This is a genomic window from Aestuariibaculum lutulentum (genome assembly GCF_032926325.1).
GTDB classification, from domain to species: domain Bacteria; phylum Bacteroidota; class Bacteroidia; order Flavobacteriales; family Flavobacteriaceae; genus Aestuariibaculum; species Aestuariibaculum lutulentum.
Genome location: NZ_CP136709.1, coordinates 1604460 through 1622203, shown reverse-complemented (window position 1 = coordinate 1622203; position 17744 = coordinate 1604460). Strand labels below are relative to the sequence as shown.

Sequence of the window (17744 nt, the reverse complement as noted above, 5' to 3'; positions counted from 1 at the left end):
AAACCCTCAGTTTTACACAACTGCATAAAACCAATTTTACTGCAAACACAATTTAAACATCTAAAAGTTAAATTACATACCTTTGTACCCTTTAAAACACTTTGTTTATGATATATTCAATGACAGGCTATGGTAAATCGGTTTTGCAATTGCCTACAAAAAAGGTAACTATTGAGTTAAAATCTCTTAACAGCAAAAATTTAGATTTAAACGCAAGAATGCCATCTATATATAGAGAAAAAGAATTGTCTATTAGAAAACTTCTGGCTGATAAGTTAGAACGCGGTAAAGTAGATTTCTCTATATATGTAGAAGCTACTGCCGAAGACACTTCAACGCAAATCAATACGCCTGTTGTTAAACAATATATGGAACAACTACGACAAGTGGTTGATGGTAACGACATTGAATTACTTAAAATGGCGGTGCGTTTTCCTGATGCTTTAAATACCGTGCGTGAAGAAATTGACGAAAACGAATGGCAACTAATAGAAGCTGAAATTCATAAAGCGGTAGACGATTTAAACAATCACAGACTAGACGAAGGAAAAGTTTTAGAACAGGATTTTAACGCCAGAGTTTCAACCATCGATAACATTCTTGAACAGGTAATAGCGATGGATCCGGAGCGTGTTCAAGGGGTTCGCGAGCGCTTACTTAAAGGTGTTGAAGAGTTAAAAGAGAAATACGACGAAAACCGTTTCGAACAGGAATTGGTGTATTACATTGAAAAATTCGATATTACCGAAGAAAAAGTGCGTTTAAAAAATCACTTAAACTACTTTATAGAATCTATCAATTCTGAAGATTCTAACGGAAAAAAATTAGGCTTCATCTCTCAGGAAATGGGCCGTGAAATCAATACTATTGGTTCAAAAAGTAACTATGCACCAATGCAGCAGTTAGTCGTACAGATGAAAGACGAACTGGAAAAAATTAAAGAACAATTATTAAACGTATTATAATAATACCTAAACACAATAACATTGAATCAAGGTAAACTTATTGTATTCTCAGCCCCATCAGGCTCAGGAAAAACAACCATAGTAAAACACTTATTAGGTATTGAAGATTTAAATTTAGAATTTTCAATATCGGCAACATCCCGTGAAAGACGCGGCAACGAAGTAGATGGCAAAGACTACTACTTTTTATCGCTTGAAGACTTTAAAAAACACATTAAAAACGAAGATTTTTTAGAGTGGGAAGAAGTATACCGCGATAATTTTTACGGAACTTTAAAAAGTGAAGTCGAGCGTATCTGGGCTATGGGTAAACACGTTATTTTCGATATCGATGTATCAGGAGGATTACGCATAAAACGAAAATTCCCTGAGCAAACTTTGGCACTTTTCGTAAAACCGCCAAGCATCGATGAATTAAAGATTCGTTTAAAAAACCGTAAAACCGAAAGTGAAGAAAAGATAAGCATGCGGGTTTCGAAAGCTTCTGCTGAATTGGCAACCGCACCACTTTTCGATAAAATTGTGGTCAACGACACCTTGGAGCACGCTCTAGAAGAAGCCGAAAAACTGGTTAGAGACTTCATTAACTCGTAAAACAATATCACGCCATAATTACCTTGTAGTTATGGCGTTTTTAAAACCATAAAAAACACAGTACTTACACTATGAAAATCGGATTGTATTTTGGCTCATTTAACCCTATTCATGTGGGCCATTTAATTATTGCTAACCACATTGCAGAACATAGCGATTTAGATGAAGTCTGGTTTGTAGTAACACCCCACAATCCTTTTAAAAACAAAAGTAGTTTACTCGATAACTTCGATAGATTAGAACTCGTGCATCGTGCCACTAAAGATTACGACAAACTTAAACCTTGCGATATTGAGTTCAATCTGCCTCAACCCAATTATACAGTAAACACACTGGTACACTTACAGGAAAAATATCCGAAGCATGAATTTGCTTTACTTATGGGTGAAGACAATTTAAAAAGCTTCCATAAGTGGAAAAACTATCAGGTTATTTTAGAGAACCATCATATTTATGTGTACCCAAGAATTTCGGGCGAACAGCAAACGACGATTTTCGATAACCACCCTAAAATTCATCATATCGATGCCCCGGTAATGGAATTGTCTTCAACCTTTATTAGAAAGTCTATAAAAGAAGGTAAAAATGTAAAGCCTATGTTACCGGCACACGTTTGGGAACATATTGATGATATGCTTTTTTACAGGTAACGTTTTCAAAACTCCAAAACGAAGAAACCGCTTAAAGAAGTCTCTTTAAAGCGGTCTCTTAACTACTAAATAACCAACCAAAAATTGTTATCCCCTTGTACTTGTTCTCGGGTTTTCTACTTTATCTTTTCTAGGCTTACGCATTTTCTCTGTGATTTCAGAAGTTGCTGTTTTGCCTTTTGTATCTGCTGTTTTTAAATATTGAATGTATCCACGCCCAGTGAATTGGTAAACCGATTGCGACGACGGATGATACAATTCTATCTTACTGTCATTTATAACGCTCAATTCAAAATATTCATTGTCGAAATAATCATAATCTAATGTTAAAGTTTTAAGGTACATATCTCCGGCAACATCACCTACACCATAGATACCGGTGTAATCCCAAATTAAATTATTGACACTAGTACCTGAGTTATCTTGCGAACTTCTAAATTCTGAATCATTTCCTCCTGCTAAAAACTGTAAAAAGTTTTCATTATCAAATTCGTTTAAAGCTCCGAAATCACTGGTATACGTCTTTTCCCAAGCATCGTATTCCTGTAAAAAATAATGAATGTTATCGTAGAACACAAAATCGTAATCGAAATTGCTTCGTTGATAGCCATCTAAAAAATAAGAGGTTTTATTTTTCGGATTATACAATTCTATAGTATTGTTATCTATCTGATAGACATCAAAAGTTTCAAAACCATCAATATCATGATTCACATCTAAAATCATATCATAAGTATCATATTCTCCTATATCAATTCCGAAGCCATTTCCGCTTTCACCTAAACCAACAATATTATTATTTGCATACACTACGCCATTTCTAAACGATATGGTAAATGCTTTCTGTAAAAACGGTGTCGTACCGTAACCAGCAGTACTATTGATATCGACATACCATAATTCGTAAGAATTTAATAATTGATTTAACGATATTCCTGGTTCTTCTTCCACTATTACTGTTTCCTGATAACAGGATGTGAAAAGTGTTGATATTAGCGCAAAGCTTAAAAGTAATTTTACAGTCTTCATAGTCATTCGTTTTTTGAGTTACTGACTTTAGAGTTTCAAAACGCGTGCCAAAAAAATTGTTTAATAATTTCTTCACATCCCTACAATGAATATTTTGTGTACTTTTGCTCAGTATTAAACATTTAAACTTTTCATGGAAAAACCTTTAAAATATGCGGTGTTTGGCGCTGGAAGCTGGGCAACGGCTATTGTTAAAATGCTTTGCGAAAATTTAGATGAAATTGGTTGGTATATGCGTAGCGTGTACACCAAAGAACACTTACTAAAAGAGCAACATAATCCTAATTATTTAAGTTCGGTTGAATTTCATTTAGAGCAGTTAAAAATAAGTAACGACATTAATGAAATTGCTGCTTTTGCCGATGTATTAATCTTCGCTATTCCATCTGCATTTATGCACAGCGAGCTTGAAAAATTAAACATCGATATTTCAAAGAAAATTATTGTTTCTGCTGTTAAAGGAATTATGCCTGAAAGCGGATTACTGGTTGGTGAACATTTTCATGATGTTTACAATATTCCTTTTGAAAACATCGCTGTTATTGCCGGTCCTTGTCACGCCGAAGAGGTGGCTTTAGAACGTTTATCTTATTTAACTATTTCTTGTGCAGATACCGGTAAAGCAAAGTCCATTGCTAAAAACCTATCCAGCGATTACATAAAAACCAAGGTTAATGATGATGTTGTTGGCGTTGAGTATGCTGTAATGTTGAAAAACATTTACGCCATTGCTGCAGGTATTGCGCATGGCTTGGGATATGGAGACAACTTTCAGTCTGTTTTAATGAGTAACTCGATTAGAGAGATGAAACGTTTTATTAAAAAGATGCACAAAATGAAACGTAACATTAACAACTCGGCTTACCTAGGTGATTTGCTTGTAACCGGATATTCCATTTTCTCAAGAAACCGCATGTTTGGTAATATGATTGGTAAAGGTTACACCGTAAAATCGGCTCAAATGGAAATGAGTATGGTTGCTGAAGGTTATTATGCTACTAAAAGTGCACACTTACTAAACGAAAAAAACAAAAGCAAAACAAAGTTACCCATTATAAATGCGGTTTACGAAGTGCTTTACGAAAACAAAGACCCTAAAAAGGTATTTAAGAAGTTAACCGAGAAACTGGATTAGACTAAAGATTTAAAACAAAAAGGCATCAAATATTTGATGCCTTTTCTATTTTATTATTGCAAACTACTTTACAACTACACCTTTTACTTTCATTAATGGTACCGGTTGTAAAGCCTTTAGGTTAATCGTATTTTTTCTGAACAGATAGGTCTTTTCAAACATTTGGTTCCCTTCAAAAAACGTTACTTTAAACTGATTATTCAAAGCAAAAAGCTCTTCCTGAATTAATTCTATTTTAGCATAACTTTTCGCCGGAAGTTTATCTAATTTTTTTCTAAAAGTTGACGTTATTTTTTGATCACTATATCCGTTTGTTACGATAAGAACAACATCTAAATCAACGTCTTTATCATTAATTATGTAAGCATTCCAATCCTGAGTTTTATAAATATCGTTATACTCATTTACTACCGCCACATAAACACCTTCTACTTTTGGAATTTCAATATCTTTTTTCATTGGTTTATCACTCTAAATTTATGTTGCAAAAGTAATAAACTATTCAAAATCTATTTTATAACCTTCAACAGTAATCCCTTGTAAGTTATAAACGATAAAATGATTTAAAAGTTCTTCATTGGTATAATTATCAAAAAAGGTATTGTTCTTAAGTGCTATCTCCTCGAAACGAACAAAATACAAATCGCAAAACAGCCTTAAATTAACCTCAGGCCTAATAATACCATCTGTTTGAGCTATTAATAAAAACGGATAAATAATGGTATTTAAGATATAATCCCTAAACTCATCGAAAACCAAATTAGCCTTAGGATAATATTTTTTAAGACCAAAAATGAATGATGGTTTAAAATGAGCTATATGTTGAAAAGCCTTTTTGTAGATTAAAATGATGGAGGAAATAGGATCGCCTTCAATACTTGTTAATTCATTTTTGTAATTCTTAATCAGTAACTCGACACATTGAATGACTAAATCTTCTTTACTATCGAAAAACTTATAAATTGTTTTTTTTGAAATTCCAAGCTCTGAAGCAAGCTCATCCATTGTAAAACGCTTGCTTCCAAACTTGGTAAAGTTTGAAACCGAACACTCTAAAACCTCTTCCTTTGTAGTCATTTAAAAAAACCTATTATTTCAAAAATCAAAGGTAAGAAGCTTAATTTAAAAATACATAAGACGCCCTAAAATTCCCTAACAGAACCTCATTCTCATATTATTTCCACCCTCCACCTAAGGCCTGATATAAATTTATAATCGACAAGAGTTGCTGTAACTTATTATCAATTATATTTAATTCAGCATTTAACACGTTTTCTCTGGCAGTTAAAAGATCTAAATAAGTTCCGAAACCATTTTGTAATAATTCATCTGAATTCTCTTCAGCCTTCCTTAAAGCTTCCACCTGATTTTTTACAAAATCGTATTTTGTTATTTCGGCATTGTACATATACAAAGCATTTGAAACTTCTGTTCCTGCAACTAAAATTGTTTTCTTAAAATTAAGCAGTGCCTGTTCTTGTTGTGCTTTTGCAACTTCGTTTTGGGTTCTAATTTGTCTTCCGTTAAAAATAGGTTGTGTTAATCCGCCAAGCATGCTTACAAAAAGGGAACTCGCATCAAACCAGTTATTTGAATTTAAACTTTGTAATCCTCCAGAAGCAGTAAGCGTTAATGATGGATAATAATAACTTCGAGCGACATTACTTAATTCAAACGACTGTATTAATCCGTATTCGGCCTGCATCACATCTGGACGGTTACTTAGAAGAGTTGCTGGCACACCCAATTTTAATTCAGTATCGATATGCTGACTATCTAAATGACTTCGTTCAAAATTTTGAGGCGTAATGCCTAGTAATATACTTAAAGTGTTTTCGGCTTTAAAAATAGCAGCTTCTAAATCCACTTCTAAAACTTTAGCACTATTATACTGAGCAATATTTTGATCGACCGCTACCTGAGTTACCTGTCCGGCTTCTTTTAATGCCTTTATAGTTTCGACGCCCTTTTCTCGAGTAACCACAGTTTGTTTTGTTATTTCTAATTGCGCATCTAAAGCCAATAATTGATAATAGGTTGAAGCTATAAGAGATACCAATTGGGTTTTAACAGCCTGATGTGCCGCTACCGATTGCAACAAACCGGCCTCATAAGCACGTTTTGTACTTCGAATTTTCCCCCAGATATCTGCTTCCCATGCCATTGTTCCTGAAAGATCAAACTGATCGACATGATCTCTACCCAAAGGAGTTAAAACAATTCCCTGCTGGCTATTTTCTGAAAAATAGGTTCTTGAAGCCGAGGCACTCCCATTTAAAGTGGGAAAATAACCTGCTTTACCCTGTTTTAAATAGGCTTGAGAAATTGCAATTTGCTGAATTGCTATTCGAATATCTAAATTGTTTTGAAGTGCAGAATCAATATATTTCTGAAGATATTCATCGGTAAACAATTCCTTCCAAGACACATCAGCCATAGAAAGACTGTCGGTTGGTAAATTGTCTGTTCTAAATAAATCTTCAGTTTCTTCCAACTCAGGGCGCTCATAGTTTTTAGCGACAAAACACCCCTGAAAAACAAAAGCCAAAAGAACTACCAAAAGGCCTTTATTATAATGCTTGTATGTTATATACGACACTTTCATATCACGATTCAATAGTTTTAGTTATAGGTTTTCGAGATACTTTTTCTTGTAACCACTGAAATACAATAAATAGAATTGGAATAATAAACACACCCAAAATGGTTCCTATTAACATACCTCCGACAGCACCGGTTCCAATAGATTTATTCCCTTCGGCCCCAACGCCTTTAGCCAATACCAAAGGCATTAATCCTAAAATAAATGCAAAAGAAGTCATTAAAATTGGTCGTAAACGCGCTTTGGCTCCATGAATGGCAGCATCGACTAACGATTCGCCCTGGCGTCTTCTTTGAATAGCAAATTCTACAATTAAAATGGCATTCTTAGCTAATAAACCAACTAACATAATTAAAGCTATCTGGAAAAACACATTATTTTCTAACCCCATTAATCGGGTAGTAATAAAGGCACCAAAAATCCCAACAGGTAACGACAACAGAACCGATAATGGTAAAATGTAACTTTCGTATTGTGCTGACAGCAAAAAGTAAACAAACAATAAACACAACATGAATATTATCGTGGTTTGATTTCCTGCACTTACTTCTTCTCTCGATAATCCAGAATATGCTATTTCTAAAGTTGCGGGTAAATTTTCGGCTTCTTGATTTACAATAGCAATGGCATCACCCGAACTATAACCCGGATTTGACGCTCCGGTAATTTTCGCTGAACTAAACAGATTAAATCGCGTTACAGACTGAGGACCATAAACTCTTTTTAATGACACAAACTGAGTAATTGGTGCCATATCTCCACTTCCTGTTCTGATATATAATTTATTCAAGGAACTTAAATCGGTGCGATTTTCTGGTAAGGCCTGAATATATACGCGATACTGTTTACCAAACCGAGCAAAATCTGCTGCGTAAATTCCCCCAATATACCCTTGCAATGTTGAAAAAATACTACTTACCGACACCCCATATTTTTTGGCTACTGGTACATTTATCTCTAATTCATACTGTGGATATCCTGTATTAAAAGCTGTTTGAGCATATTGAATTTCTGGGTGCTTCATTAAACTACTCAAAAAGTTCTGAGTAGATTCATCTAAACCTTTAACATCACCCCCAGATTTATCTAAAAGGTTGACTTCAAAACCAGACGACAATCCAAAACCTGGAATACTTGGCGGTGCGAAGAAAATTATTTTTGCTTCGGGAATTTGAGCTGCCATAGCAAAAAACTTTTTGGTAATCGCGTTTACCGACAACTCCTCTGTTTCACGTTCACTCCAATCATAAAGTTTAATAAAGCCTAAACCATAATTACTTCCTGCTCCGTTTATTAAACTTCTACCATTAACCACAGTAATGGCCTCAACGCCCTCTATTTTCATTCCTCGTTCATAAATTAAATTGGTAACAGCCATAGTTCTATCGGCTGAAGCTCCGGGAGGTAACTGAACATCTAAAAACAAAACACCTCTATCTTCACTTGGAACAAAACCCGTTGGCGTTGTTTTAGCCGACCACCATATACCAACACAAGCTAAAACCAATATTAAAAGTGTAACAATTTTATTTTTATACAGGAACCGTAATGACCGTCCGTAGCGTTCTGTTATAGCACTAAAACCGGCATTAAAGGCTGCGTAAAATCGTTGTAAAAGATTTTTATTTTTATGGTGATGTTCATCGTCATGCCCTTTTAAAAACAATGCACACAACGCAGGGCTTAAGGTTAAGGCATTAAGAGCAGAAATTAAAATCGCCACAACTAAGGTTACCCCAAACTGTTTATAAAACACCCCTGTTGGGCCTTGTACAAAGGTTACCGGTATAAATACTGCAGCCATAACTAAAGTTATAGAAATAATAGCTCCTGTTATTTCATGCATCGCATCAAGAGTCGCTTTTTTGCCATCCTTTTCTCCTTGATCTAATTTAGCATGTACTGCTTCGACAACCACAATGGCATCGTCAACAACAATACCTATGGCAAGTACCAAAGCAAAAAGCGTTAATAAATTCACCGAGAAACCAAAAACATTCAGGAAAAAGAAGGTTCCTATAATGGCTACTGGGACAGCTATAGCAGGAATTAAAGTCGACCTAAAATCCTGTAAGAAGATGAAAACCACAAGAAACACTAAAATAAAAGCTTCTACAAGGGTGTGAACCACCTTTTCAATAGAAGCCTCTAAAAATTCATTGGTATCGAATGGAATGATGAGTTCAATCCCTTCTGGAAAATCTTTTTCTAATCGTTCCAGTTCACTTTTAATCGTTTCAATAATTTCTTGTGCGTTAGACCCAGAGGTTTGAAAAATCCCCATATTCACACTAGGGTAACCTAAAGTGCTTGCGCTATATGCATAAGACTGCGCTGCCAATTCTATATCGGCAATATCTTTTAAACGTAAATACTGCCCGTTATTCAAAGCTTTAATAATAATATCGCTATACTGTTCTTCGGTTTTAAAACGGCCGCTATATTTTATGGTGTATGAAAACGATTCTCCACTATTTTCTCCCAAAGCTCCTGCCGAAGCTTCTAAACTTTGCTCTCTTAATGCAGCAACGACATCTGATGGATTAATATTATAAGCGGTTAGTTTTTCTGGTTTTAACCAGATACGCATCGCATAATCCTGTAAAGAAAATACCGTAACATTACCTACCCCTTTTACACGTTGCATCGTGGGAATAACATTTATTTTTAAATAATTCTGAAGAAATATACCATCGTAATCCGGATTAGTAGAGTAAAACGACAAGAACATTAACGCGGAAGTTTGTTGCTTATTGGTTTGCACTCCAGCCTGAATTACTTCCTGAGGTAATAAAGGTGTTGCTCGAGAAACTCGATTCTGAACATTTACAGCGGCAATATCTGGGTCTGTATCCTGATCGAAAAAAACAGTAATGGTTGCTGTACCTGCATTTGAAGCTACAGAAGTAATATAGGTCATTCCCTCAACACCATTTATTTGTTCTTCAATAGGAATAACAACACTCTCCATAATGGTTTCTGCGCTGGCTCCAGCATAGTTTGCATTAACTGTAATGGTTGGCGGGGCAATATCGGGATATTGTTCAACAGGAAGCGTAGCAAGCCCCATTACACCTAAAATTACAACGATAATAGATATTACCGTCGATAACACTGGTCTTTCTACAAATGTTTTTAACATGCTTTCAGGTATTATTTAAACATAGGTGCGATTGGCTTTATAACACTATCAAAATCGACTTGCTTTGGCGTTATAACCATACTGTTTCTAAGCTTACTAAGTCCTGAAACTACAATATTATCACCTGCTTTAAGCCCAGACTCAACAACATATAAATTATCTACAGCTCCCGATACTTTAATTACAGTTGCCTTAATTTTATTATCGCTTCCTAAAGTATAAATAACAACATCCTTTTGTTGTTCGAAGGTAGCCGATTGCGGAACCACTATAACATTTTTATATTCGGTTGGAATTCTAATATTTCCGCTATTACCATTAGTTAAGATTTCATTAGGGTTATCAAACTTAGCTCTAATATTAATGGTTCCTGTATTGGTATTAATTTGTCCTGTACTGGTTTCTATGGTTCCTTTTTCTGAATACACTTGGCCATTAGCCAAAATAAGATTTACTTGAGGTAAGTTTTTAATGCGATCGACTTTATTCTGACCCTTAGCACTTTGCAGATAATTAACATACTGCGCTTCATTTAAACTAAAAAACGCGTACACTTCCTCTATATCACTAACAGTGGTTAATGGCATAGCATCGTTAGGGCTTACTAAAGAACCTTCTCGAAAATTAATAGCTCCCACATACCCATCAACAGGACTTTTTACAGTAGCGTAACCTATATTAGCAACAATACTGTTATAGTTTGCCTTAGCTTGTTCTAAATTAGCTTTGGCAGTTTCTAATTGAACTTCGCTAATAATACCTTTGTCGACCAATGGAATTAACTTATCGACTTCAACCTGAGCTACATTTACGCGAGCTTTAGCTGCATTCGCATCCTGAGACAACGTTTGAGTTTCTAGCTTAAATAGCGACTGACCCTTGCGTACTTGCTGCCCCTCATCAACCAATACCTGCTGTATATATCCAGATGTCTTCGCTCTTACGTTACTATTAACAATGCCTTCTATACTTGTAGGATACTCTTCATACCCTGTAACCGATACCGGTCTTAATTCTGCCACAGGAAATGGCAAAGGCGCAGTAGATTGAGATTTTGTTTCAGTTTTATCTCCACAGCCCGAAAATAAAAAAGCGAGAATTCCAAGAAGTAAAAATGGTATGTATTTTTTTTTCATAGGATTGGTTTTACTTGGTCTTCCTTTAAAAATACAACTCTATTTTTGAATATTAAAATAATTTTCTGAATATCAATAAAGTAAAAAATAAACGCGGCTAGTTATTTAAACTTAAACACATAACAATTCCTTTTAAAATCTATCAATTCAAGACAAAACACAGAAACAAAAAAGCCGATAATTTCTCACCGGCTTAATTCTATATATTTTGATGCTTTTATAAAGCTGATTTAAACTGCTCTAAGAAACGCACATCGTTTTCACTTAATAAACGAATATCGTTAATCTGATGTAATAACATCGCAATACGATCGATACCCACACCAAATGCAAAACCTGAATATTCTTTAGAATCGATATTACAGTTTTCAAGAACATTCGGGTCTACCATACCACAACCTCCAATTTCTAACCAACCGGTTCCTTTAGTAATACGGTAATCAGATTCTGTTTCTAATCCCCAGTACACATCGATCTCTGCACTTGGCTCGGTAAATGGGAAATACGACGGACGTAATCGGATTTTAGATTTCCCAAATAACTGCGTTGTGAAATATTGTAATGTTTGTTTTAAATCGGCAAAACTTACTTCTTTGTCAATATACAATCCTTCAATTTGATGGAAAAAACAGTGCGAACGTGCCGAAATAGCTTCGTTTCTATACACACGACCTGGTGAAATGGTACGAATTGGCGGCTGATTTTTTTCCATATAACGCACCTGTACCGAACTGGTGTGTGTACGTAATAATACGTCTGGATTGGTTTGAATGAAGAAGGTATCCTGCATATCGCGTGCCGGATGGTATTCCGGTAAGTTTAATGCAGTAAAGTTATGCCAGTCATCTTCAATCTCCGGACCTTCACTAACGTTAAACCCAATGTTCGAAAAGATATCAATAATTTGATTTTTAACTATAGATATTGGGTGACGAGCTCCTAAATTAATTGGGGCTCCCGGACGTGATAAATCGCCGTAAACACCTTTTACTTCCTCTTTACTTTCTAACTCCTCTTTTAAGGCATTTACTTTTTCTTCAGCTGCTTTCTTTAGGGCATTAACGGCCTGACCAAACTCTTTCTTTTGCTCGTTTGCTACATTTTTAAACTCGGCAAAATACTGGTTTAATAATCCTTTTTTTCCTAAATATTGAATTCTGAAAGCCTCTACCTCTTCCTTAGTTTGCGCTTTAAACGCATCTGCTTCGGCTATAAGTTCTTTTATCTTATCTATCATAACATCCTTAAAATGATGGCAAATTTACTATTTTTTGTTTAGTTGCGTTAGGGATTGTAGTGTAAATCCTTTTGTTTTTACAAAAGATTGAAACGCAAAGCCCGACCCTTAAGGGTAACGCCCAGAATTTAATCGATATATTCGGCTTCGAGGAAGTAATTTACAATAGCCTCTTTCATTAATACACTTTGCTCACCGGCTTTTAAATGTGGCAACTGCGCCTTTACCTTGTAGTGTGGCCATTTATCGTCGTCGAAATAATCGAATTCGTAATATCCGTAAGGTTCTAAAAGGCGACAAATAGCAATGTGCATTAAATCTAACTTATGATCTTTTTTAAACTTCAGGTGCGGTTGGCCCAATTCCTGAACACCAATAAGATAAATAATAGCATCTAAATCTAACCTATCGCCATCGGCAAACTGTGCAGAAAGTTTCTCTACCACTAATTCCCATCGCTCTTTTAATTGTTCGTCTCTTGCCATTTATATTGTGTTTTGCAGACTATGCCTACGAAGTCGCAAAGTTAATTTATATTTGTTAAAAATCTTATAGAATATGAGTGTATTAGACATCGTTTTACTGGCCTTACTGTTATTTGGACTAATTAGAGGATTCTCAAAAGGGCTATTTGTAGAAGTTGCCTCTTTAGTTGCATTAATTGCCGGGGTTTACGGTGCGATTCACTTTAGTAATTATGCTGGATCTTTTGTTGAAGATAATGTAGACTGGGATGAAAAATACGTAAATATTGTATCGTTCTCTATTACATTTATTGTTATTGTTTTAGTTATTGCTCTTGCTGGAAAGGCTCTTACAAAACTTGCCGATTTTGCGGCATTGGGCATTATAAATAAAGCTTTGGGAGGCATTTTCGGAGCTCTAAAAATAGGTTTGATTTTAAGTGTGATTTTAATCGTTTTCGATTCGATGAATAAAACCCTGCCGTTTGCCAGTGAAGAAAACTTAGAAGACTCGGTTCTTTACGAACCCGTAAAGTCCTTAGCTCCTATGATTTTCCCGAGTATTTTGAACAAAAAGAATATTTTAGACGATGAAGAAAATGAGGCTGAACCAAGTATGGAAACCCAATCTATTTAATTTAATCTAGGTGGTAAATCTCCCGTATTTTTTCAAGAATGGCTTCAAAATCTATTTTTAAATCGATAAGTTCTCCTGTGTGAATATCGAATACCCAACCATGTACTTTTAATCCGCGTTCGCGCACTGCTTTTTGTACCGCAGAGGTTTTAATAAGATTTACACACTGTTCCTGAACATTAAGTTCTACAAGACGTTCATACTTTTTCTCTTCATTCTCAACGGCATTCAATTCCTTTTTATGAAGTCGGTAAACATCACGAATGTTTCGTAACCAAGGATTTAAAATTCCCAAATCGGCCGATTGCATGGCTGCTTTTACTCCTCCACAGGCATAATGCCCGCAAACTACCACATGATTTACTTTTAAATGCATTACGGCATATTCTATAACCGACATGACATTTAAATCGGTTGCAATAACCATGTTGGCGATGTTACGGTGTACAAAGGCTTCGCCTGGCCCTAAGCCCATAAGTTCTTCGGCCGTTACACGGCTGTCGGAACATCCAATAAATAACAAATCAGGATTTTGACCTTCGCCTAAGGCTTCAAAATAATCAGGATCGACTTCGAGTTTGCTTTCAATCCATTTCTTATTGTTTTCAAATACGCGCTCTAAATTCATAGTACAAAAATTACGAATTTAAAGGTAAGCTAAAAAACATTACAAGGCTTTAATATCTTGCTTGGCAATCCAGCCCGATTTTCCATCGGCGAGTTTTATTTTTTTCCAGTCTTCAACGGTATCGAGAATTTGAACCTTTGTACCTTCATGAAGTCTGAAGGCTTCCTCACTTCTATTGTTCGGCTCACTCTTTACTTTACTCTCCTGAACAAACACTATGGCAGGTCGGTCTCTTTTATCTAAATTATATTTATGAAAAGCCAATGATAAACTTACACAAATTAATACCAAAGCGGCTAAACTTCCAATAAATGCCATACGCTTTCTAATGGTTGAATACGCAAAGTAATAAGCTAAAAACAGAACAACAAAACTGAAAACGAAAGCTACCGCCAATTTAGCCCATCCATCAAAACTCATGGTATTGGTAAGCTTTTTAACGAATTTAGCAATACCACCTTCAGGCAATACATCAATGGCATCAATGGTCATGTTTCTTGCGAAACTTAAATTATTTTTAATATCGGCATCGTTAGGCGCTAATTGTAAAGCCTTTTCGAAATAATAAATACTTGGCGCGATATTATTCAGTTTATAATTGGCATTTCCTAAGTTGAAATACAATTCTGCCGATTCATTTTTAGTAGCTAAGATTGCTTCATACTTATCTATAGCTTCAGCATATTTTCCGTCGTTATAAAGTGCATTTGCTTTTTCAAAAAGCGTCTGATTTTGAGCAAACACTCCAAAACTTACCAAAACTAAAAGTGTAAATAATAACCTTTTCATCTTATCGTGCCTGTTTATCTATTAAAGAAATGGTCTTCGCCGCCTTATCGTAATCCTCCTTCATGGTCGCAATATCCATTGGCGTATATCGTGCCAATTCGCAGCTCTCTAATATGCTTTTAAAATCTTTAACCACATCATGTTCTACTTGCTTTTCAGTTAGTAATTCAGTAATATTCTCTTTACTTAAATCACTGGTTTCGATATGCAGTTTTGCTTTTAGATAATTATGTAATGCTTTCTCCAAAGCAATATAAAACTCTTCTTTTTTACCTAAAGATTTCTTGGCATGACCTAAATACTTTCTTGCCAGTTTATCTGCCTTACGAATTTTATTTCCGTAAACATCGGCATCGCGAACAGCTTTTTGTTTTCTAATAACAATAGCTATCGGGATTACTAAAAACGGAAATAATAATAAACTCCAGAATATATTAGTCTTGAAAAACTGAGAACGTTTCATGCTCTCAAATGCCGTATCTGTTTTTATAAACGCAAATTGATCGTTATTTAGTGTCACGGCTTGTTTTACCGTACTTGCAGTTCCTACGTTATTTGGAGAAGTATTATTGGTAGGACCTTCTAAAACATCAATAACCATTTCCTCCGACGACAAACGTTTATAGGTTCTCGTTTTTAAATCGAAATATGAAAATGAAATACTCGGAATCGGGTATTTACCTTTATACTGCGGCACTACCGTATAACTATCTGAAATACTTCCCTGCATGCCCGATAAATTAGTCCTCACCTCTTCATTGTATTCCGGTTCGTAAACCTCCAATGAACTTGGTAAAGATACCTTTGGCAACTTGAATAGTTTTAAATTACCGTTACCTTTTACAGCAACTTTAAGCTGAAGCGATTCTGCCGCACTTAACTCCTTTTTAGAGGCGGTAACATCGAAAGTAAAATCTCCCACAGCACCGGTAAAATCCGATGGTTTACCGGCTTCTGGCAAGGCTTTTACATGAATCGTTCTGTTTCCTGCAGAAACCGTTCTGTTAGTTCGAGTCATTAACACCCCTCCAAAAATATCGCGACGATTTGTAGGTACGCGTAAAGCAATATCCAATGTAAGAGGTTCAATAATTAATTCACCTGTTTTCTGTGGATATAACACGGTTTTACGTAATACTAAGAAGCGATAATTTTCACCTTTGTAGGTTCCGTTTTGTACTTTTTGTCCTTGGGTATCTATATTCTGACTCCAAAAATCATTAAAACGAGGCGTGTCAATTTCATTCCAGTTATCGACAGCAACTGTAGGCGACACATAAAGTTTATAAACCACAGTAATCGCTTCATTTAAATAAGGATCTTCTTTTGAGACCTCAGCCACTAAGTGCACACTTTCCGAAGCTATATAATCCGGATTATTAGGATCCTTTGGGATATCGACTGCTGCAGTCACTTCAATTTTAACAGGTACTGTTTTATATACTTCCCCATCTATAGTTATAGACGCCTGATTTATGGTAAATGATCCACGGCTTTTAGGAGCTAAAAAATAACTGTATGTTTTTTTAAAGGTGCGCACACCATTAATCCAGGAATTACTAACCGACTGATTTGGACCTCCAACAACAGTAAAATTTGAAAAATCGGGAGGATTAAAATTATCGCCATCCTGATTCATTTCAAAGTCGATGCGCAGGCGCTCGTTAACACCTAAAGTTTGCTTGCTTACTTTTGCTTCAAAGGTTACTTGTGCTGTTAAAATACTTGTAAATAGTATAACTAACAGAAAGGTTATGTGTTTTATAAGTTTCATCATATTACGACATTAGATCTTTTGTTTACCCATAGGATTTCGTTTGAAATTGCAATTTGTAAACTGAAAATCGTCTATCCGTTTACCAGTCTTTTTCTGTTTTTATTTTTACGCCTTTAACCTTTTCTGCGTTCATTTTTTCCTGAACTTTTTGCTCTTGGTTATTCATGGCTTCTAATAAATTCTTTATTTGCTGAGGCGACATTTGTCCTTGTCGAGGTTGCTGAGGCTGTTCTTTCTCATCGCCCTGTCCTTTATCATCTTTTTCGTCTTTAGGCTTACCATCTTCATTTTCTTTATCATCTCCATCCTTCTTATCCTGGTCGCCTTCGTCTTTATTATCTTTATTCTGATCGTCTTTGTCGTCGCCCTGATCTTTATCGTCTTTGTTTTGCTGATCTTCCTTATTCTCCTGATCCTTGTCCTTCTGCTGATCCTGATTATCTTTATTATCCTTATTATTTTCGTCCTGATCCTGCTGATCCTGATCTTTTTGTTGCTCAGCACATACTTTAGCCAACCCTAAATTGTAACGGGTTTCTTCATCTGAAGGATCATTCCTTAAAGCATTTTTATAAGCTTCAACAGCTTCCTTACACTTCTTATTCTCCATTAATACATTCCCAATATTGTGGAATGCCTTATGTTTTTCAGATTTTGAAGTCGCTGTTTTAGTAGCCTGCTCTAAACGGTACAAGGCTTCATCTATATTTCCTTTTTTAATATATGAGCTGCCTAAATTATAAATTCCTGCAACAGATGATGGTTGTTCTGAAACTGCTTTTCTGTAAGCCATCTCTGCTGAAACAAAATCGTCATCCTCGATTAAATTATTAGCTTCATAGACATAACCATCGGCCTTTTTTTGTGCCAACAAAGCAAGCTTTTGCGCTTCTTCATCCTGAGCAAAAGCATTACAAACAAATAATGATAATATGATTAATACTAAGTTTTTCATCACT

17 protein-coding genes are annotated in these 17744 nt (G+C 35.4%); 5 read left to right on the top strand and 12 right to left on the bottom strand.

Annotated elements, in window-relative coordinates:
• Nucleotides 1-107 precede the first annotated feature (107 nt).
• The 3 genes from R1X58_RS06970 to nadD all read left to right on the top strand — a co-directional run bounded on the left by R1X58_RS06970 (nt 108) and on the right by nadD (nt 2209).
• Nucleotides 108-965 (top strand): YicC/YloC family endoribonuclease, encoded by an 858-nt coding sequence (locus R1X58_RS06970; RefSeq protein WP_240572632.1) that lies wholly within the window; start codon nt 108-110, stop codon nt 963-965.
• Between the two features lie 21 nt (nt 966-986).
• Nucleotides 987-1559 carry a guanylate kinase gene (gene gmk, locus R1X58_RS06965; RefSeq protein ID WP_240572631.1) on the top strand — a complete coding sequence of 191 codons (573 nt, stop codon included), beginning with the start codon at nt 987-989 and terminating at the stop codon, nt 1557-1559.
• Between the two features lie 71 nt (nt 1560-1630).
• Entirely contained in the window at nt 1631-2209 is a 579-nt protein-coding gene (gene nadD / locus R1X58_RS06960; protein WP_240572630.1) for a nicotinate (nicotinamide) nucleotide adenylyltransferase, read from the top strand.
• 87 nt (nt 2210-2296) lie between these two features.
• Here the strand turns inward: nadD and R1X58_RS06955 are convergent, their stop codons facing one another.
• Nucleotides 2297-3238, bottom strand: a complete 942-nt coding sequence (locus R1X58_RS06955) for a nicotinic acid mononucleotide adenyltransferase (RefSeq protein ID WP_240572629.1) — start codon at nt 3236-3238, stop codon at nt 2297-2299.
• A 133-nt stretch (nt 3239-3371) separates the two neighbouring features.
• Here R1X58_RS06955 and R1X58_RS06950 point away from each other — a divergent pair, with 133 nt between their 5' ends.
• Nucleotides 3372-4373 carry an NAD(P)H-dependent glycerol-3-phosphate dehydrogenase gene (locus tag R1X58_RS06950; protein ID WP_240572628.1) on the top strand — a complete coding sequence of 334 codons (1002 nt, stop codon included), beginning with the start codon at nt 3372-3374 and terminating at the stop codon, nt 4371-4373.
• Nucleotides 4374-4436: 63 nt separating this feature from the next.
• Here the strand turns inward: R1X58_RS06950 and R1X58_RS06945 are convergent, their stop codons facing one another.
• The 7 genes from R1X58_RS06945 to R1X58_RS06915 form a co-directional block, all read right to left on the bottom strand.
• Nucleotides 4437-4832: a hypothetical protein gene (locus R1X58_RS06945; RefSeq protein WP_240572627.1), complete on the bottom strand. Its 396-nt coding sequence runs from the start codon at nt 4830-4832 to the stop codon at nt 4437-4439.
• Between the two features lie 39 nt (nt 4833-4871).
• The gene (locus R1X58_RS06940) at nt 4872-5450 is read right to left on the bottom strand and encodes a TetR/AcrR family transcriptional regulator (RefSeq protein WP_240572626.1); all 579 of its coding nucleotides are present in this window, start codon (nt 5448-5450) and stop codon (nt 4872-4874) included.
• Between the two features lie 97 nt (nt 5451-5547).
• Nucleotides 5548-6978 (bottom strand): TolC family protein, encoded by a 1431-nt coding sequence (locus R1X58_RS06935; protein ID WP_240572625.1) that lies wholly within the window; start codon nt 6976-6978, stop codon nt 5548-5550.
• Nucleotide 6979: 1 nt separating this feature from the next.
• Entirely contained in the window at nt 6980-10117 is a 3138-nt protein-coding gene (locus R1X58_RS06930; protein WP_240572624.1) for an efflux RND transporter permease subunit, read from the bottom strand.
• 11 nt (nt 10118-10128) lie between these two features.
• Nucleotides 10129-11253, bottom strand: a complete 1125-nt coding sequence (locus tag R1X58_RS06925) for an efflux RND transporter periplasmic adaptor subunit (RefSeq protein ID WP_240572623.1) — start codon at nt 11251-11253, stop codon at nt 10129-10131.
• 217 nt (nt 11254-11470) lie between these two features.
• Complete coding sequence (pheS, locus tag R1X58_RS06920; RefSeq protein WP_240572622.1) at nt 11471-12490, bottom strand: phenylalanine--tRNA ligase subunit alpha; 1020 nt, start codon at nt 12488-12490, stop codon at nt 11471-11473.
• A 128-nt stretch (nt 12491-12618) separates the two neighbouring features.
• The gene (locus R1X58_RS06915) at nt 12619-12975 is read right to left on the bottom strand and encodes a hypothetical protein (protein WP_240572621.1); all 357 of its coding nucleotides are present in this window, start codon (nt 12973-12975) and stop codon (nt 12619-12621) included.
• A gap of 73 nt (nt 12976-13048) precedes the next feature.
• On the opposite strand from R1X58_RS06915, the gene R1X58_RS06910 reads away from it, so the two are divergent.
• The gene (locus tag R1X58_RS06910) at nt 13049-13591 is read left to right on the top strand and encodes a CvpA family protein (protein WP_240572620.1); all 543 of its coding nucleotides are present in this window, start codon (nt 13049-13051) and stop codon (nt 13589-13591) included.
• 1 nt (nt 13592) lies between these two features.
• Here the strand turns inward: R1X58_RS06910 and R1X58_RS06905 are convergent, their stop codons facing one another.
• From R1X58_RS06905 to R1X58_RS06890, 4 genes are all read right to left on the bottom strand, one after another.
• Complete coding sequence (locus R1X58_RS06905; protein WP_240572619.1) at nt 13593-14219, bottom strand: carbonic anhydrase; 627 nt, start codon at nt 14217-14219, stop codon at nt 13593-13595.
• A 39-nt stretch (nt 14220-14258) separates the two neighbouring features.
• Complete coding sequence (locus tag R1X58_RS06900) at nt 14259-15008, bottom strand: SH3 domain-containing protein (RefSeq protein WP_240572618.1); 750 nt, start codon at nt 15006-15008, stop codon at nt 14259-14261.
• Nucleotide 15009: 1 nt separating this feature from the next.
• The gene (locus R1X58_RS06895; RefSeq protein ID WP_240572690.1) at nt 15010-16782 is read right to left on the bottom strand and encodes a BatD family protein; all 1773 of its coding nucleotides are present in this window, start codon (nt 16780-16782) and stop codon (nt 15010-15012) included.
• A gap of 82 nt (nt 16783-16864) precedes the next feature.
• Nucleotides 16865-17740, bottom strand: coding sequence for a tetratricopeptide repeat protein (locus tag R1X58_RS06890; RefSeq protein WP_240572617.1), 876 nt, complete (start codon nt 17738-17740; stop codon nt 16865-16867).
• Nucleotides 17741-17744: the final 4 nt, after the last annotated feature.